The sequence below is a fragment of the Saccharibacillus sacchari genome, from assembly GCF_037722395.1.
Taxonomy (GTDB): Bacteria; Bacillota; Bacilli; order Paenibacillales; family Paenibacillaceae; genus Saccharibacillus; species Saccharibacillus sacchari_A.
The window spans coordinates 32,449-49,823 of record NZ_JBBKAR010000006.1; the positions used below are offsets into that span (position 1 = coordinate 32,449).

At 51.5% G+C, this 17,375-nt stretch carries 16 protein-coding genes and 1 pseudogene; 4 read left to right on the forward strand and 13 right to left on the reverse strand.

The window, feature by feature from the left end; genetic code table 11:
- Window positions 1-294 precede the first annotated feature (294 nt).
- Window positions 295-1,095 (reverse strand): annotated as a pseudogene (yidC, locus tag WKI47_RS02750) (membrane protein insertase YidC); the annotation flags it as partial.
- Window positions 1,032-1,385, reverse strand: a complete 354-nt coding sequence (locus tag WKI47_RS02755) for a hypothetical protein (protein WP_340225659.1) — start codon at window positions 1,383-1,385, stop codon at window positions 1,032-1,034. The gene WKI47_RS02755 and the pseudogene yidC, both read right to left, overlap by 64 nt.
- Window positions 1,386-1,598: 213 nt before the next feature.
- Here WKI47_RS02755 and WKI47_RS02760 point away from each other — a divergent pair, with 213 nt between their 5' ends.
- Complete coding sequence (locus WKI47_RS02760; RefSeq protein ID WP_340225660.1) at window positions 1,599-3,707, forward strand: ATP-binding protein; 2,109 nt, start codon at window positions 1,599-1,601, stop codon at window positions 3,705-3,707.
- Between the two features lie 161 nt (window positions 3,708-3,868).
- Here the strand turns inward: WKI47_RS02760 and aguB are convergent, their stop codons facing one another.
- From aguB to WKI47_RS02780, 4 genes are all read right to left on the reverse strand, one after another.
- Entirely contained in the window at window positions 3,869-4,750 is an 882-nt protein-coding gene (gene aguB / locus WKI47_RS02765) for an N-carbamoylputrescine amidase (protein ID WP_340225661.1), read from the reverse strand.
- Between the two features lie 42 nt (window positions 4,751-4,792).
- Window positions 4,793-5,821 (reverse strand): agmatine deiminase family protein, encoded by a 1,029-nt coding sequence (locus tag WKI47_RS02770; protein WP_340225662.1) that lies wholly within the window; start codon window positions 5,819-5,821, stop codon window positions 4,793-4,795.
- 131 nt (window positions 5,822-5,952) lie between these two features.
- A complete protein-coding gene (locus tag WKI47_RS02775) occupies window positions 5,953-7,170 on the reverse strand; it encodes a Bcr/CflA family multidrug efflux MFS transporter (protein WP_340225663.1) in 1,218 nt (405 codons plus the stop codon).
- 178 nt (window positions 7,171-7,348) lie between these two features.
- Window positions 7,349-8,263, reverse strand: coding sequence for a ketopantoate reductase family protein (locus WKI47_RS02780; RefSeq protein WP_340225664.1), 915 nt, complete (start codon window positions 8,261-8,263; stop codon window positions 7,349-7,351).
- Between the two features lie 230 nt (window positions 8,264-8,493).
- On the opposite strand from WKI47_RS02780, the gene WKI47_RS02785 reads away from it, so the two are divergent.
- Window positions 8,494-9,030 carry a TetR/AcrR family transcriptional regulator gene (locus WKI47_RS02785; RefSeq protein WP_340225665.1) on the forward strand — a complete coding sequence of 179 codons (537 nt, stop codon included), beginning with the start codon at window positions 8,494-8,496 and terminating at the stop codon, window positions 9,028-9,030.
- An 85-nt stretch (window positions 9,031-9,115) separates the two neighbouring features.
- The gene (locus WKI47_RS02790; protein ID WP_340225666.1) at window positions 9,116-10,246 is read left to right on the forward strand and encodes an AI-2E family transporter; all 1,131 of its coding nucleotides are present in this window, start codon (window positions 9,116-9,118) and stop codon (window positions 10,244-10,246) included.
- 168 nt (window positions 10,247-10,414) lie between these two features.
- Here WKI47_RS02790 and WKI47_RS02795 read toward each other — a convergent pair whose 3' ends face one another.
- Window positions 10,415-11,302: an aldo/keto reductase gene (locus WKI47_RS02795; RefSeq protein ID WP_340225667.1), complete on the reverse strand. Its 888-nt coding sequence runs from the start codon at window positions 11,300-11,302 to the stop codon at window positions 10,415-10,417.
- A gap of 119 nt (window positions 11,303-11,421) precedes the next feature.
- Window positions 11,422-11,916 carry a GNAT family N-acetyltransferase gene (locus tag WKI47_RS02800; RefSeq protein WP_340225668.1) on the reverse strand — a complete coding sequence of 165 codons (495 nt, stop codon included), beginning with the start codon at window positions 11,914-11,916 and terminating at the stop codon, window positions 11,422-11,424.
- A gap of 197 nt (window positions 11,917-12,113) precedes the next feature.
- Between WKI47_RS02800 and xerS the strand changes: the two genes are divergently transcribed.
- A complete protein-coding gene (xerS, locus tag WKI47_RS02805; protein ID WP_340225669.1) occupies window positions 12,114-13,199 on the forward strand; it encodes a tyrosine recombinase XerS in 1,086 nt (361 codons plus the stop codon).
- A 490-nt stretch (window positions 13,200-13,689) separates the two neighbouring features.
- Here the strand turns inward: xerS and WKI47_RS02810 are convergent, their stop codons facing one another.
- From WKI47_RS02810 to WKI47_RS02830, 5 genes are all read right to left on the reverse strand, one after another.
- On the reverse strand, window positions 13,690-14,100 hold the full coding sequence (locus WKI47_RS02810) for a DUF350 domain-containing protein (RefSeq protein ID WP_340225670.1): 411 nt from the start codon (window positions 14,098-14,100) through the stop codon (window positions 13,690-13,692).
- A gap of 165 nt (window positions 14,101-14,265) precedes the next feature.
- The gene (locus tag WKI47_RS02815) at window positions 14,266-14,937 is read right to left on the reverse strand and encodes a PspA/IM30 family protein (protein ID WP_340225671.1); all 672 of its coding nucleotides are present in this window, start codon (window positions 14,935-14,937) and stop codon (window positions 14,266-14,268) included.
- Between the two features lie 103 nt (window positions 14,938-15,040).
- On the reverse strand, window positions 15,041-15,388 hold the full coding sequence (locus tag WKI47_RS02820) for a hypothetical protein (protein WP_340225672.1): 348 nt from the start codon (window positions 15,386-15,388) through the stop codon (window positions 15,041-15,043).
- Between the two features lie 12 nt (window positions 15,389-15,400).
- Complete coding sequence (locus tag WKI47_RS02825) at window positions 15,401-16,345, reverse strand: dihydroorotate dehydrogenase (protein ID WP_340225673.1); 945 nt, start codon at window positions 16,343-16,345, stop codon at window positions 15,401-15,403.
- Window positions 16,342-17,034: a dihydroorotate dehydrogenase electron transfer subunit gene (locus tag WKI47_RS02830; RefSeq protein ID WP_340225674.1), complete on the reverse strand. Its 693-nt coding sequence runs from the start codon at window positions 17,032-17,034 to the stop codon at window positions 16,342-16,344. The genes WKI47_RS02825 and WKI47_RS02830 overlap by 4 nt, the downstream gene beginning before the upstream one ends.
- Between the last annotated feature and the right edge of the window lie 341 nt (window positions 17,035-17,375).

Consider the following 17,375-nt stretch of genomic DNA (forward strand, 5'->3'; position numbering starts at 1 on the left):
GAAAAGATTGAGTTTAAGCTTTTCGCAAGTGGGCTTCTTTTAAGCTTTCGCCGGTTTTTTGCTGCCTTTTACAGGCACATTACCGCTTTTTTTCGCGGCGTGATTCCGGTTGACCGTCGTATTCGCGCCTTTGCCGGTCTTGGCCGTACCCGTTGTTTTGGACGTTTTGACCGACGCGGCTTGCGAAGATTTGGTATTGGGTTTGCCTTTTCCGGGCTTGTCGTTACCGTTATCCGGCTTATCCGATTCTTCGACTGCAGGAAGCTGGGCTTGCATAGCCGCAATGGAATCGGGGTCGGACGGATACATTTTGCGGAACAACAGCGTCTGGAGCAGCAGGAACGTACCGCTCGCCATCCAGTACAGCGGCATAGCCGCCGGTGCGCTGAAGGAGAAGAACAGCATCATGATCGGCGAAATATAGCCCATGATCGCCATCTGCTTGCGCTGTTCCGGCGTCATGCTGTATTGCGACACTTTCGCTTGCACCAGATACAGAATCGCCACCAAAATTGCCATGATCCAGTCCGGCGAACCCAGCTTGAACCACCAGAACGAATGCGTCGACAGTTCCGGGGTCAGCCGGATCGCCGTATACAGACCCGACAGAATCGGCAGTTGAATCAGAATCGGCAGACAGCCAATATTCAGCGGATTGAACTTGTGCTTCTGGTAGATCGCCATCATTTCCTGCTGCATTTGTTTCTGTTGTTCAGGGTCTTTCTTGTTCTCGTATTTCTTTTTCAGTGCGTCCATATCCGGCTGCATCACGCTCATCTTGACTTTCATCTGTTGCTGCGAACGGGCTTGACGCATCATCAGCGGGAACAGGACCAAGCGGACGATCAACGTAATAGAGATAATGCCGATCCCGTAGCTGCCGCCGAACCACCCTGCCAGATGCTGAATCAGAAACGAGATCGGGAATACGATGTAGTGGTTAAAAAATCCCGGCGTCGAGCTGGTGATTTCACCGCTTTGCGCACCGCATCCCGACAACAGAACGACCAGACCGATCAATACGGATAAAGCTAAAAACTTACCTCTTTTCGAGCTGAAAATGAATCCTTTTGACTGTACGTTGCCTTGTTCCATGTTGTTGCTCCTCCTCGTGAGTTCGAATAAACGTCATCGCACGAGGAAAAGCAATCGCCGCCATCATCATCGGGAGCCTCACGGCGCCGGATCATCCGACTAAGCCTGGAAGGCGCGTCTGTACCGTGGGGCGCAGGAATAAGATTAAAATAGTTCCGATAATCGTAATTCCCGGCAATAAACCACGTAAAGGACAACCCGCCATACAAAAACAACAGGTAAAAATAACGCAAGATCAATAATAAGCTGATCGAAAATAAATAAGGGAGCAAATCCTGGATATCGAGCAAAGGATTCACCTCCTTTCACCGTTCAAAATGATAAATCTTTAATTGTGAATAGTTTAACATATCCGCGTCCGCTTGTATATCTTCTCCTCCCCTTTTGCTTCAAGCTTCCGTCTTTAAGGTAAACAACGTGTAGAAAGCCAATCTATTACAGAACCGACCGCATACGTGCGTTCATTTAGCGCGCACCGGTCGGACCGGAAAGCAGGCAGGCCCATGATGAGCTATCGAAAAAAACAACTACTCGGCTTCGGCGTTATTCTGTTTGCCCTTATGATCCTTCTTTTTGTTCTGGCCGCCATGCTGGATGGAGTCCGGCAGAATCTATCGGAAATCATGGATGAGTGCTACGATAAAGTCAGTCGTTCCGCGGCCTTTCGCAATAACTTTGCCTACCTCGACAGTGAAGTCGGGTATCTGATTAACGAAAATGATCCGCAGCAATCTTCCTCCCATATGGCACAGATCGATAGACGTAGCCAAGCCGCCTATACTCATCTTTTTTACCTTCAGCTTCATATCGGCAAAGATGGAAACGGTGTGCTGCTCGGCTCTATTCAGCAAGGACTTGAACGGTATATGGATGTCGTCGAGCGAATCGATAACGTATTGGATCAAGGCGATTCCGAAGGAGCTTCCGTATTGTTCGTGGAGGAGGCACAAGGCATTCGAACGAATCTGCTTCGCAATCTGGACGAATACACGACGATGCAGGAAAACAAAATGCAAGCTGCGCAACAAGAAGCGGATCAGCGCTTTAGCCATATTTTAATGGTCAGTGCAATCTCGGCTTTGGCGATCATCCTGATCGGAGTCGCCTCTGCAACCTGGGTTATTCGGGGAACCGGGCGGAGTCTTAGACGCGTGACCGATCTGATGGATCAGTTCGATCCCGGCGCCGTTGAGCATATGCCCCGTTTAAGTGTGGATACCAATGACGAAATCGGCAATATTGCACATGGATACAATCATATGCTTGGTGCTTTGGAAGATCATAACCGTCGGGTCGGTGAGTTTAACCAGCGGATCGAAGACAACAATTGGCTGCAAACCAAGCTTAACGAGCTTGTGCTTTTGTATCACCAGGTTCCGAATCAAGAAGCGCTGGCAGGGATGTTTTTAGCGATCGTGGCACCTGCCGTACATGCGTCTTCAGGGCTCTTTTATATTCGGGAAAAAAAGGAGGAACAGATCAGCTTCACCCGAATTGCATCCTACGCGGACGATGGACCTCAGGATACTCAAAAACGCTTTTTACCGGGCGAAGGCTTGATCGGTCAGGCTGCTATTGACGGACAGGAGATTCTTATTGATATTCCTGACAATTATCCAGGGCTAATGCGTGCGGGAAGCGGTCGTTTTCGTCCAAAACAGCTCTGGATTATTCCGATCGAAGCTGAAGACCGGGTCGAAGCTGTCGTTGAACTGGCTTCGCTTCAGCCCTTCTCCCCGCTGCATCGCCAGTTGATCGAACAGCTTCGCTCCACGCTTGGCATTGCGCTTCAAAGCGTCTCTGGCCGTGCCGAAGTAGACCGTCTTCTGCATGAAGCACAATCCATGACCGAAGAATTACGCCGCTCTTCGCAATACAAGTCCGAGTTTCTAGCCAACATGTCGCATGAGCTTCGCACACCGTTGAACAGTATTCTGATTTTATCGCAATTGATTGCCGAAAACCCGGAAGAAGCCGAAACGGAAGGAAAAAGCTATGCGGAGATTATTCACCGTTCAGGAGAAGATCTGCTGAGCATCGTCAACGATGTACTTGATCTATCGAAAGTGGAAGCCGGAATGCTCGATATCAATCAGGAAGCTTTCTCGTTACGCGACTTCCCGGAACTGCTCCACTACGGATTCGACGCGCTTGCCAAGCAGAAGAATATCCATTTTGAGATCTCACTCGCTGAAGATCTTCCCGACTTTTTCTATACCGATGGCAAAAGACTTCAGCAAATCATTAAAAATCTTCTCTCCAATGCCTTCAAATTCACGCAAACAGGAACCGTATCCTGCACGCTCCATCCTATAGATATTCAAGAGCTCCCATGTATCGCACCTGATGCTCGTGTTGATCCGAATCGAAACGCGATCGCCATTACCGTTCAAGATACAGGAATCGGCATTGCCGAGGACAAACGCGAAGTGATCTTTGAAGCTTTCCGTCAAGCCGATGGCAGCACCGAGCGCATGTATGGCGGAACCGGGCTTGGCCTGTCGATCTGTAGAGAGTTTGCCAGACTGCTGGGCGGATGTATAACACTCGATAGCGTCGAGGGACAAGGCAGCTCGTTCACCCTTTATTTGCCGGAGATGCCGGAATCGTAATCCGCCAGTTGACCGAATTTACGGACTTGACGGGAAACACAGCCCGGTTTTTGTACGAGGCCACTCTCTTTTCCCTACGCTATACAAAAAAGCAGGTTCTCCCAAAACGGGAGAACCTGCTTTTATATGAATCCTTATTTGTTCACCTGAGCACTGAGCAGCTACTGCTTGATTCTGCGTTCCCCGTCGTAAGTCGCCAGCACACCGTACAGCTCCGGTCTACGATCGCGGAACACGCCCCACTCGATCCGATCGATCTCCAGTTGGTCGAGATCGAATTCGGCTGTGAGGATTTCTTCCTGATCGCGGCTCGCTTCGGCAAGCTTGTTGCCGCGAGGACCTGCGATAAAGGAAGAACCGTAGAAATTGATCGAAGAATCTTCGTCGCTTTCCGGGCCGATCCGGTTGGACGCGATGACCGGTATCAGGTTGGAACCCGCGTGGCCGATCATGCAAGCCTGCCAATGATCCTTGGAGTCGATCGAGCTATCTTGCGGTTCCGAACCGATCGCGGTCGGGTACAGCAGGATTTCCGCGCCCATCAGCGCCATTGCGCGTGCGGCTTCCGGGTACCACTGGTCCCAGCAGATGCCGACGCCGACTTTGCCGTAACGCGTATTCCACACTTTGAAGCCCGTGTCGCCCGGATTGAAGTAGAACTTCTCTTCATAACCCGGACCGTCCGGAATATGGCTTTTGCGATACGTGCCGAGGATTTCTCCGTCTGCATCGATCATCGCGAGCGCATTGTAGCGGGCATAGTTTTTCTTTTCATAAAAGCTGATCGGCAGTACGACTTCAAGCTCTTTGGCGATCTGCTTGAAATGGTTAATGGCTTTGTTGCTCTCCAATTCCGTTGCGTACCGGTAATACTCTGCTTTTTCCTTCTGGCAGAAATAAGGCGTCTCGAACAGTTCCTGAAGCAGAATGACCTGTGCACCTTCCGCCGCTGCTTTGCGTACGAGCGCTTCGGCTTTGCGGATGTTGTCGTCAATGTCCCAGGTACAGCTCATTTGGGTTGCGGCCACTTTTACTTTTCTCATAAAAAACTCCTACTCCTCTCGATTGTCGTTTTCTTTTTCCGCTTAACGCCCCGCCGGAATTTGTTGCGTTGTACAGTGTACGTTACCGCCTTCACGAATAACGGCCATGCCGTCTACCGTGCGAATCCGCAGCTCCGGGAACGTTTGCTGAAGCACTTCTTCCGCCAAACGATCGGTCTCCGCCGCTGCTGCGCCGAATACGGGCAAGATGATGCCTCCGTTGACGAAATAGAAGTTCAGATAGCTCAGGGTCAGTCGGCTGCCTTCGTACTCCAGATATGGCGGTTGTTGAATTTTGATAATCTCAAGCTTGCGTCCTTTGGCATCTGTCGCTTCTTCCAGGATACGCAGATTTTCTTGAGTAATGGCATAGTTCTCGTCCGAAGGATCGTCGCAGACTTGGATAATGACTTTACCCGGAGCCGCAAAACAAGCCGCGTTGTCGACATGACCGTCCGTCTCGTCTCCCGCCAGACCGCGGTTCAGCCAGACGATCGTTTCGACATTGGTGAAGTTCTTGACGTGCTGCTCGATCTCCTCGCGGCTCAGCGAAGGGTTGCGGTTCTCGTTCAGCAGGCATTCTTCCGTCGTCAACATCGTGCCTTCGCCGTCGACGTGAATCGAACCGCCTTCCAGCACCAGCGGCGCATCGAATCGACGCAGTTGGAGGTGCTCCAACACGGCTGGCGCTACGGCATCGTCCAGATCCCATGGGGAATATTTGCCGCCCCAGGCATTGAAGCCCCAATTGACGCCGGCGCGTTCGCCTGCTTCGTTCACCAGAATCGTCGGCCCGTTGTCGCGCAGCCAGGCATCGTTATGCGGAATCGCCAGCAGTTCGACCGGGTGGCCGGCGAATACCGGATGGAGACGCTCGACGTCCTCCGGATTCACGACCAGCGTCACCGGTTCGAATTCGGCAATCGCTTTGACCAGTTCGGCGTATCCTCCGCAAACTTCTTCGAAGTTGCCCGGGTATACCATCGAAGCCTGTACGGGCCAGGACAACATCGTCCGTTCATGCGGCGCCCATTCGGCAGGCATTGTATAATGAAGAGTTTTCGGATTCATGGTTTGTCGTCCCCCTACTTTAGGTTGAAAAAATCGTTGATTCGCGAACACCATCATACAATAAGTGCCGAACGCAAACAAGCCATTCCCGCAAAGTACGGGAACGGCTTGTGTAAGCTGCGTATACAAAATTAACGCGAACGAGCCGGCAGCACCAACAGCATATACGATGCAAGTGCCAGCAGTTCCGCAATCCCGATTACAAGCCCCATCGGAAATGCAGTCTCTCCGCTGCCCAGTCCGACCAGCGGGCTAGCCGCGGCACCGAGCAATAGCGGCATCAGGCCGATCAACGCCGAAGCGCTGCCTGCGGTACGCGGTTCCTGGCTTTGCATGGCGAGGGACGTCGTTGTCGAAGCCACCATCCCAACGCTTGCTACGACAAGGAAAAGAAGCGGCGCGATCGCCCATAATCCGCCGCCGAGCCAGGTGACTGCCGTTAAAGAAACACCTGCGCCAAACGCGATCAGCAGGCCCGTCACCAGCAGCTTGCTTTCGCCGGTTCGCTGAACCAGCCGTCCCGTGATTTGCGAGAACAAAACAATGCCCAACCCGTTGACGGCGAAGAACAGGCTGTAGCCTTGCGGCGAGACTCCAAACAGATCCTGAATCACGAACGGCGAACCGGAAATGTAAGCGAACATCCCTGCCGTCACAAAAGCCTGGGAAAACGCATAGCCGACAAAAGAACGATTGCGCAGCAGTTGTCCGAACGTGCCAAGCGTATCGCCCAGACCGCCGGAAGAACGTCGTTCGCGCTCCAGCGTCTCCGGCAGTGCCAGCACGACCGCGATAAGCATCAGGGCGCCGATTGCACATAAAACGGAGAACACACCGCGCCACGATACATAAGTCAGAATCAGGCCGCCGAAGATCGGAGCCAGAATCGGAGCCAGACCGTTTACGAGCATTAGCATGGTGAAAAACTTCGTCAATTCGGTACCGGCGTATAAGTCCCGGACAACCGCACGGGAAATAACAATCCCTGCCGCGCCCGCTGCTCCTTGAATCAATCGCAAAACGATCAGAATCCAGACAGAGCCGGCGAATGCACAGGCCAGCGAAGCAAGCGTGTATAGAACCAGAGCGACAATTAGCGGACCCCGGCGTCCTCGAATATCGCTAAGCGGTCCGGCGATCAATTGTCCCAGCGCCAAACCGAGCAAACAAGCCGTAAGACTCAACTGAGCGAGCGATTGGGTGGTATCGAGGTTCTGCGCAAGCGTAGGCAACGCAGGCAGATACATATCGATCGAGAGTGGACCAAAAGCGGATAAAGCACCGAGAATCAAAATAAATTTCAGACGCTGGGCTCGGCCGACCGGCGTTTTGGCGGAAACGGTAGGCATGAAAAAGGCAACTTCCTTTCTTCGGTCGAATCGTTTATCGGAAAGACCTATTTGTTGAGGCGACCTTTTAGATTATCGGCCTTTGCCGCGTTTCCGTCAATGCTCGCCGGGTGATTCGGGCCTCCTTTTTCGAGACTTTTGGTTTGTTTTTATTATTATGAATTTTTCATGTAATGATTTAAGATTTAAATAAACTTCTCCAATTCGGGGTTGGATTGCGGGATTTTCTTGTAAGCCGTTGGAATTCCTGGTCCAGGGCTTCGATTTCCGCGAAAGAACCGGCAATCAGTTTTGCGATCGGCAACCGATGATAGACGCCGAGCAACGCAGGCAATATCTTTTCGTAACGCCGGATCGCTTTGGCCTGGCCTTCCGGAACCATCGCGTACCCCGCTTCTTCCAGGCTGTCGAACCCTTCCTGCATCGCATCGACGATTCGCCGAAGCAAGATTTTGTCGCGCGCTATCCGCTTAAGATCGCCGTTATGGGCTTGCAAAGCGGCGTTGAGCGGAATGATCGGAACGATATGGTTTTTCAGCCAACCGTCGATGTCGGGATGCAGGGTGAATTTTCCTTTGCTGTTTGCGAACGCTTCTTGCAGCAACGGCAGGAAAGCAGGCTCTCCGTCTAATCCGCCCGCGATCAATTCGCCTTTGCCGAAACGGACAGAAACGACCGTGCCATCGTCTTTGCGCATGCCGCCTCCGATTTGGAAACCGAACGCCAGATGTTTTTGCGTTGCCGACAGTCGCCGCAGCTCGTTTTCCGTTGCCGCGATATTCGGGTTATTGCCTACCATGACGATATGCTCGCTGATGTTGGCCGCCAGCACAGGCAGTACGGCTTCGATATCGGAGTATTTCATGACGGTAAAAATCAGATCATACCGGTCATTCGGTTCCAATACGCGAATAACGCGAGGACGATCGGTTGTCGTTTTGCGTTGAAAATGGTGCCGAATCACCAGACCGTCTCGCTCAAGCTGATCCGCTCTTTTTCCCCGGGCCAAAAAAGTAATCTCATGCTTTTTCTGCATCAATAGCTGTCCAAGCACACTGCCTAGCACGCCTGCTCCATAAATCAAAATTCTCATCTTTTCTCTCCTTTTTCTTTTTGGATATTAAAAATTAACAATTGTTGATTCCTAAACATCTGTTGAGTAATATAAACGTATCAAGACTACAGACCCGCGGCAATGACTGATCGGCTTGCTTTTGTTGCTTACTCAACACGAGTATGTAATCTGTTCAGAAAAAAGGAGAGAAATCGATGGATCGACGCGCACGTAAAACGAGGCAAGCTCTTTTTGATACGTTTATCGAGTTGCTTCGCGAAAAAGGATTCGAACGGATCACCATTCAGGAGATCGCCGACCATGCAGATGTGAATCGCGGCACGGTCTATCTGCATTTTCAGGACAAATTCGATCTACTGAACCAATGTATCGATAGTTATCTGCATGAGTTGAACGAAAGTTGCCGTCCGAAACTTCCCGATGAAAGCCCTGAAACTTCCTTGCTGCGCACCTTTGAATATTTGGAACAAAGTGCCGAACTTTATTCCTTGCTCGTTCGCAGCGAAGGAAATCCGGCTTTTCGCTCGCGCCTTTGTTTGATGCTGAAGCAAGGGGTAGAAGCACAATTCGACCGGTTTGTTCAGAATGACCGGATGAATAAGGAAATTGCCGTCCAGTTCCTCACGACTGCGATTGTTGGACTCATTGAATGGTGGCTTGCAGAAGGAATGCCTTATTCGTCAGCCGAAATGGTTAGACAGCTGATGCTTTTACTTGGAGCGCACGGTCTTCCGTATTCGGTTAAAGAGCCGGAGCAGGCTATTTCTTTCCTTTCCATACGTTAACTTGCACCACGTTTGTTCATTTTGTATGCTTGAACATAAGAAGGTTTTTTTAGTAGAGATTAAGCCAAGAATGGAGAAGTGTAGAATGAACCAACCCAGGTCATGGTCAGGACGATTTCGCAGATTGTTCCTGAACAACAAGTTCGTACTGTTTTTATTCATCGCGCTGCTGGTCGGCGTGAATATTCTCGTCTTTTCCAAAATATCGTTTATCTTCAACCCGCTCTGGGTGCTGATCAAGACGATCGTCCTGCCGATTATTCTGACTGGCGTCGTCTATTATCTGCTGAATCCAATCGTCGATTTTATGGAAAAGAAAAAGGTCAAACGGGTCTATACCATTTTGGTTCTGTATCTGCTGATTATCGGTATCCTGGTAACCGTCATCACGCTGATCGTGCCGGTCATTCGGGAACAGCTGCTGGGGTTCTTCGAAAACTTCCCGGCATACAGCCAAACGATCCAGACCGAATTCGAGAAATGGATCGGCAGCGATCTGGTCGCTCAATTCCAGGCCACGACCAACTTGAATACCCAAGAAATCGTCAGCACGATCTCCGAACGGGCGACGACCATCCTCAATCATACATGGACAGGAATCGGCGGTCTGCTGGGCATCGTCAAAGAATTGGTGCTCGCGATCGTGACGCTGCCGTTCATCTTGTTCTATCTGCTGAAAGACGGTCGCAAGCTGCCAGGCTACATCCTGAGCTTTATTCCGACGAAGCTGCGTCCGGGCACTCTGACCGTTCTTCAAGAAGCGAATCATCAGATCAGCTCGTATATTCGCGGCCAGGTCATCGTCAGCATGTGTATCGGCGTGCTGCTGTATATCGGCTACCGCATCATCGGGCTCGAATATTCGCTGGTACTCGCGATCGTCGCCGCATGTACCGCCATCGTTCCTTATCTGGGACCTGCGATCGCGATTACGCCGGCTATTATCGTCGCTGCCGTCACTTCGCCGATCATGCTGCTCAAAATGATCGTGGTGTGGACGGTCGTGCAATTGGTAGAGGGTAAATTCATTTCTCCGCAAATTATGGGCAAATCGCTCAAGATTCATCCCATCACCATCATTTTCGTCATTCTGACGTCCGGCAATCTGTTCGGCGTCGTCGGCATCCTGCTGGCGGTTCCGGGTTATGCCGTACTGAAGGTACTCGCGACGCATGTGTTCGATTGGTTTAAAATGCGTTCGCAGCTTTATCTGTAAGGTCGACGCGTTGCGTATCGGCTTACGGTCATTGCTTTTCGGTCCATACAAAAAGCCTCCGGCTCGCTTTCAGCGAGTGCGGAGGCTTTATTTATTCAGATCACGTCACGGATTTTGCGAGCGCAAACGGTGTTCGTCTGCGGTCGCTGTCCGTCTTCTTGTTCGCGATCAGGTACGTCCTGTCCAGTCGGCCGGCGCGATCTCGTGCCAACGGCGGCGAATCTCGTCGTAACGCTTCTGATCGAGCGCTCCCGCTTCGAGCAATTTGGCGTTCTGCTGCCAGCGATCGGGCTTCGTCGTGCCGACTATCGCCGTATGAACGCCCGGCGTCGACAGCGTAAACCGCAGCGCCGTGCCTACGGAGTCCGGCTCGGATTGGAAGCCGTACTGCAAATCGCGCAGACGCTCCCAATACACGTACGCGTAATCGTCAGGATCTACCGTGTCGAATAACCAGGCCGCATTGGCGATCGGACGCTTGACGGTCACGCCCATGTCGCGCTTGATCGCTTCAGGCAGCACCAGGTCGATGATTTCTTGATCGGCTACGTTCAGCGACGTCTCCAAGCTGTCGAACACGTCCGTTTTTACCGCGTACAGCGCATCCGTCGTATCGCCGCTGTAACCGATAAAGCGCGTTTTCCCCTCTTGTTTGGCGCGTTGAAGCACTTCGATCACTTCGCCTTTGCGCAGCACTTCCTCCGAGCAGCTATGCAAATGAATCATATCGACATGGTCGACTTTGAGCCTTTTCAGACTGCGGTCGATCGTGGCGGCGAGGACAACCGGGTCCCAATCGGAACCGTCGATGCGCGAGGCATGTCCGCATTTGGTAAACAGATAAAAGTCGTCGCGGCGGTGCGAGATCGAATTGCCGATCAACTCCTCGCTGTCTCCGTAACACTCGGCCGTATCGATAATATTGAGCCCTGCATCGATCGCGCTGCCCAGCAGCTTGTCCACGTCGGCCTGCGACACTCCGCTGCCGATCTCCGACGCCCCGAAGCCAAGCACGCTTACGTCCATTCCGGTCTTGCCGTACGTTCTTTTTTCCATGTTGTTTCCTCCTCTTCGCGGCGGTAAACTTTTGGTTCCATTGTCCTTTTACCCGTCAAACCGCTTTAAGAAAGCGTATTCTCGAATTTAATATCTTGTCAACGCCAGTTGACAAGGTATTAATTCTCGAAATACTGACTCGGATGCCCTTGAAACGGATGCGTTCGCTCTTTGTACACACCGTTGGTGTAGATTCCGATCGTGCTTCGCCAAAAGCGCTGCGCAGGTTCGTTGTTTTTGAGCTGCGTAATTTTCCAGCGTCCGCGGAATCGGTCGAACAGCATAACCGCCGCACGCCCTCCTACTCCGTGTCTCCGAAACTTTTGCAGCACGAAAAATTCGACCATGTAGTAGGACGGTCTTTTTCCGCTATCATCGGTCTGTTCGACCAACGCAAAACCCGCAATTTCGTCGTCGGCACGAATCAGAAACGGAAATTTGCGATCGGCTTTGCTCCAAAACTCGTCTAAATCCGGATAGTCGGGAAAACTTCCGTTTTCATCGGCTGCAATATCCAGATACAACGTGAAATCGTACAGGTAAAACTGAAGCAGATTCTCGATCGCCGCACGACGCTGCTCCGGTACAAGTTCCAACTCTACAATCGGTTCCATGCTTTTCGGCTCCTTTTCCCGTATGATCCGTAATCTTCCTTTTCCATCGTAACCGACTCCCTATCTTCCCGGCAACTTTGCGTGCGAATATTGACGAACAACCGTTTGCCTGCTTCGATTGCACATATGGTACACTACAGATAGAAGACCGTTTCGACGGTAAAACCGTTATGTTATTCGCGAAAAGAGGAACTGTCATGAGCATTCAAAAAACAATCGACCGCGCGCGCCTCGGCGAAAAGCTGCCGGAAATGCCGTGGTACGTTCAGCAATTTATCGATTACAAGCTTCCCGACCTGTCTCCGTCCACACTGCTGGAATATGTGCGGGACTACGAATCTTTTTTCAATTGGCTCCGCGCCGAAGGGTTATCTGCTGCTACTGTTCTGAAGGACGTTACGCTGGAGGAACTGGAATCGCTACGCATGGAAAATGTCACGAGCTACCGTCTGTATTTGACCACGCGCACGGAAGGCACCAATTCGCGGACCACCGTCACCCGTAAGCTGTCCGCGCTAAGATCCATGTTCCACTACCTCAGCCAAATTGCCGAAGACGAGAACTTTTATCCGCTTCTGAAACGAAACGTCATGGCCAAAATCGAGATCAAGCGCACCAATAAGCCTAAAGATACTGCCGCCAAGCTCAAAGGCAAAATCTTGGAGGAAGAGGAATTGCTCGCGTTTATCGACTATATCCGCGAAGGTTACGGCGTCGATGTCGCGGACAATAAACAAGCCAGCTATTCCCACGCCAAAAACAAAGAACGCGACGCCTCCATCGCCAGCCTGATCCTGAACTCCGGCCTGCGCGTCTCCGAAGTCGTCAACCTGAACATCGCCGATCTGGATATGGGCAACAAAATGCTCTACGTCATGCGCAAAGGCAATAACGACGAAACCTTCAAAACCCCGGTCTATTTCCGCGATCAGGCCCGTTTCGATATGGAACGTTATCTATCTCTACGCGAATCCGACTACAAGGCTCCCAAACGCGAAAAAGCCCTCTTCCTCGCCATTCCCAATGGCCAAAAAGAAGGCAAACGCATGACCAAACGCGCAATTCAGGCGATGATCATCAAATACGCCAAACGCTTCGGCAAACCGTACTTAACCGTCCACAAACTCCGCCACTCGTTCGCGACCGATTACTATCTGCAAAACGATATCTACAAAACCAAAGAACAACTGGGCCATGCCTCCACCGAAACCACCGAAATCTACGCCCATCTCACCGACAAAACCATGTCCGAAGCCATCGAACGCCGCGGCGAGGAGACCTAAGATTTAGACATAAGGTTTGTCTTTTTAAACTTGATTTAGCGTTAAATTGACTAGGGTGTGTCTTCAAACCTCAATGGAAGCAGATTTTGCCGAATTTTCGTTCTCAACAAGGAACTTTTTCGAAGGCGTGCCGGGGCACGTCAAGAGAAAGTGACGAAGGAGAGGGCGAAAAGGCGGTAAAAGATGCACATCGGCAGGTTTGAAGACACGCCCTAGCCTATAACATGTATCCATCCTTATTCATTCCCACTAAACTAAAAAAGAGAAGCGGCGCTGGGCCGCTTCTCTTTTGATACGTCAAAAAGTCCTGCTCGAAAACGAAGCCGCTAGGCGGAGGGGAAAATTCAGTGAAAGACGCCTTTGAACTCGGAAACTTCCACTAAAAATTTTAATCGGTTTTTTCGAGTGAGACAGCGCCTTGAACGAATTTTCCCCGCAGCCTTTCGCCTTCTTTTACGAACAGGACTTTCCCCGACGTCGTCAAATGAGACTAGATGGACAACGCCGCCGTAATAATCATCGCGCCAATCACATGCAGCGTCCCCGCAAACAACCCGTGCGCCACATTCCCGCGTTCCGTTCCCTCGTCCAGGTTAAGCCCGCCCCATTTTTTCAGCACGAACTCCACCGCGCTTTCCAGCGCCAGCAAAATCACAAACGAAATAAACGACACGATCCAGGCACTGACGATGCTCGAAGAACCTTCCAGCACGTATTTCAAAATGAGCGCTTGGGCAAAAATCTTCATGACCAGACGGATCGTCACCGCCAGATTGCCTCTGCGGATCTCCTGGAAATCTTTGTACTTCGTAAACAATGAGTCGATCACCATTAAAAGCGTCAGCAGTACCGCCCCGGAAAGCGTCCATACTGCAAGTCTTGCCAAATCCGAAAATTCCACTTTCCGTCCTCCTTACGCGCCGATTATGTAAAACCATGAAAAAGCGAAGGGAGCCGCCGCGTACATACGTTCCCCTTCGCTTGGCTTTGTTCGCTTAATAGGCGCTTCAGCCATTATTCTGTTTTGATTTTACTTCGTTATGCGAGTTATAGATTGTGATTGGGTTTACTCGTTTTTCTCGTATTGCTTCATCAGTGCTGCCAATTCGCTATCCACCGCACTGTTTTTGCCCAATTCAGCAAACTCGTCGTCGAGCGATTTGCCTTTGGAAGACATCTCGTTGCTCGCTTCGGCTTGCGCTTCCATGTTCAGCATCTTCTCTTCCATGCGCTTCAAGCCGGACGTTGCGCTGTCGGAGTTGAAGCCGGACATCGTTTTGTTGATTTCCGTTTGCGCTTTGGCTGCACTGTAACGGGCAACCAGCGTATCGCGTTTGTTTTTCATTTCGGTAAGCTGCTTGCGCATCTCTTCCAGCTTACCGCGCAGATTGTCGGCAGCCGCTTTGTTTTGATCGAAGCTGTTTTTGTACTCGTTCATCTTTTGCTCGGCTGCATTTTTTTCTTCCAACGCACGGCGGGCCAAATCAACGTTTTGAGCTTTTGCTGCCATATGCGCCTGCTCGGTGCGGCGGTTGACCAGCTCTTGCTGCTCTTCGTACAGTTGCTTGAACTTTTTCTCGATCGCGATCTGGGCAGCAACCGCTTTTTCCGCGTCGGCCAGATCTTCCTGCATGTCGCGAATGTATTGATCCGTCAATTTAACCGGATCTTCAGCCTTCTCGATCAGTGCGTACACGTTAGACAAAGTTAGATCTCGCAATCTTTTGAAAACGGACATCCCTTTTTCCTCCTTGAAAATGCTTTTTTCTATGTTCTTTTGAACCATTACCCTTTCTACTACGAGAAAGGTACAGAATCGGTTTCACAAGGACTGTAAATTTTTAAAACATTTTTTTCGAGGTATCCAATGCCTTATCGATCAAGCGGTAAACAGTGTCGCTCACTTCGCTGATTTGTTCACGCGTGAGGCCGTCGTAATGAATCCCCATAATGACGGTCACCGTACGCTCAAGCAAACGGGCCGCATGCAGAGCAGCAGGCTCACTGAGCACATGTTCTTTATGCCCCGGAACACGGGTTGTGTTCACCTTGTACTCGTCTGCTTCGAGGTAAGCCGTGGAGACTGCACCGATATGCGCCGCACCGCCCGTTATCACGAGCAAGGTATCTCTCCCTGTCTCCTGACGTTCTACCCGGATATCCCCAGGGTTAAACGGATAAGTCTCCAAGTCGTATGCCTCCTATAAAATGCCGCGAATCTCGCTCAGACTTTGAATGCCTTCCGCAAGCATGAACCGTTCCACGCCATCGGCCAACTCCGCACCCGCCTGCCAATTGACGAAGTTGTACGTACCCACCTGTACAGCTTCAGCCCCGGCCATAATAAACTCGATCACATCTTCCGCGCTTGAGATTCCGCCCATCCCGACGACCGGAATGCTCACGCGCTGGCACACCTGATGCACCATACGAAGCGCAATCGGTTTGACTGCCGGACCGGACAGCCCTGCATACAGGTTCTCGAATACGCTCCGGCGCTTGCGTACATCGATCTTCATGCCAGACAGCGTATTGATCAAGGATACCGCCTCGGCGCCTTCTTCCTCGCACATCCGAGCCATGTCTGCGATATCCTCGGCGTTGGGCGAAAGCTTCACCATCAGCGGCAAGGTTGTCGCGGCACGAACCTCGCGTACGACTTCACGAGCGATGCAGGTCTTGATGCCGTAAGCCATTCCGCCCGCTTTGACATTGGGACAAGAAATATTCAACTCGATCAGATCGACGGCTTGACGCCCTTCGCGGTTGCGCTTTTGCGAATCTTCGTCTATCAATCGCGCGCCTTCCACGTAATCCTGCACCGTACCTCCGCCAAGATTCACGATCCGCACCGTATCCAACGTTTCCCAGAAAGCGCACTCCTCGTCCAAAAAGGCTTGCACGCCTGGATTCTCCAGCCCCACGCTGTTCAACATTCCGGAAGGTGTCTCGTAGACACGAATCCCCGGATTGCCTGGTCGCGGATGCAGTGTCACGCCTTTTCCCGAGATTCCGCCGAGCTTGGACAGATCGTACAGCTTGCCGTATTCCTTACCAAATCCGAATGTTCCCGATGCCATCACGATTGGATTTTTGAAGGTTACGTCTCCTATGCGGCAAGCCGTATCCAATGTTATATCGATCATGCCAGCACGACCTCCTCCGCGAGGAATACCGGGCCGTCCACGCATGCTTTTTTCCGCCCGTTCTCACAGCCTACACTGCATACCAGACAAGCTCCGATTCCGCAGGCCATCCGATTTTCCAGAGAAACATAGACCTTCGCCCGACCGGACGACATCGCGCTCTTTATCTGGGCGGCGCGCAGCATAGGCTCCGGCCCACAGATAAAGAGCGTATCGTAATCGTCAAAGTTCACCCGGTCCAACACGATTCCGCCGAGGTCAATCTCGACAGGATGCCCCAGCGACCGGAATTCATGCTCTTCATAGACTTCGACACTGTAGCCCAGATACAAATCCGCTTGCTCCAGATGCCTGGCCGCATAAAAAAGAGGCGCAATCCCGATGCCGCCCCCAATCAGCGCCGTGCGGCCTTTTGCCGCCGGAAACCCGTTGCCGAGCGGACCCAGCAGCGTCACATCGTCGCCGGCCTGCATCCGCGAAAGCATCCGTGTTCCTTCTCCCGCCACTTTATATAGAAACTTCACGCCGCGTTCGTCCTGATCGTACACGCTTAACGGACGAGATAACAGCGGATAGCCGTCCCAGCCCCGCACCATAAAAAATTGTCCTTGCTTCGCTTCGAAGTGCCCTTCCGCATGCATCACGTAAATGCCTTCCGCCACACGCCGGTTGGAAATGATGGTCGCCATATGATCCTCCCCCAGATTGCTGACTTGCGCATATCTTGTCTATGATGCCTTGAGACAGGGGGAAAAGCTATGACATGAATCACGACTCGGGAAAGTTACGTATGCGCGGGAAGGGAGAAGACTGCGAGAAAAATTCGTTCAAGACACTGTTTCATTCGGAAAATGGATTAAATTGAAATAAGGAGTTTTCCGAGTTCAAAGGCGTCTCTCACTGAATTTTTCTCTCCGTCTTCTCCCTTCTAGCTACGTTCGGCGTTTTCCATACATTGGAAGACAACTTATCTCTATTCGCTAAGTTCTATTCGTTAGGGCGTGTACGCAAACTCAGGCGACGTGCATCT

Coding starts and splice junctions, on each gene's coding strand:
- WKI47_RS02830 (WP_340225674.1), bottom strand. CDS start 17,034: ATGGCGACCATCATTTCCAACCGGCGTGTGGCGGAAGGCATTTACGTG.
- WKI47_RS02825 (WP_340225673.1), bottom strand. CDS start 16,345: ATGATCGATATAACATTGGATACGGCTTGCCGCATAGGAGACGTAACC.
- WKI47_RS02770 (WP_340225662.1), bottom strand. CDS start 5,821: ATGAATCCGAAAACTCTTCATTATACAATGCCTGCCGAATGGGCGCCG.
- WKI47_RS02775 (WP_340225663.1), bottom strand. CDS start 7,170: ATGCCTACCGTTTCCGCCAAAACGCCGGTCGGCCGAGCCCAGCGTCTG.
- WKI47_RS02795 (WP_340225667.1), bottom strand. CDS start 11,302: ATGGAAAAAAGAACGTACGGCAAGACCGGAATGGACGTAAGCGTGCTT.
- aguB (WP_340225661.1), bottom strand. CDS start 4,750: ATGAGAAAAGTAAAAGTGGCCGCAACCCAAATGAGCTGTACCTGGGAC.
- xerS (WP_340225669.1), top strand. CDS start 12,114: ATGAGCATTCAAAAAACAATCGACCGCGCGCGCCTCGGCGAAAAGCTG.
- WKI47_RS02790 (WP_340225666.1), top strand. CDS start 9,116: ATGAACCAACCCAGGTCATGGTCAGGACGATTTCGCAGATTGTTCCTG.
- WKI47_RS02815 (WP_340225671.1), bottom strand. CDS start 14,937: ATGTCCGTTTTCAAAAGATTGCGAGATCTAACTTTGTCTAACGTGTAC.
- WKI47_RS02800 (WP_340225668.1), bottom strand. CDS start 11,916: ATGGAACCGATTGTAGAGTTGGAACTTGTACCGGAGCAGCGTCGTGCG.
- WKI47_RS02780 (WP_340225664.1), bottom strand. CDS start 8,263: ATGAGAATTTTGATTTATGGAGCAGGCGTGCTAGGCAGTGTGCTTGGA.
- WKI47_RS02760 (WP_340225660.1), top strand. CDS start 1,599: ATGATGAGCTATCGAAAAAAACAACTACTCGGCTTCGGCGTTATTCTG.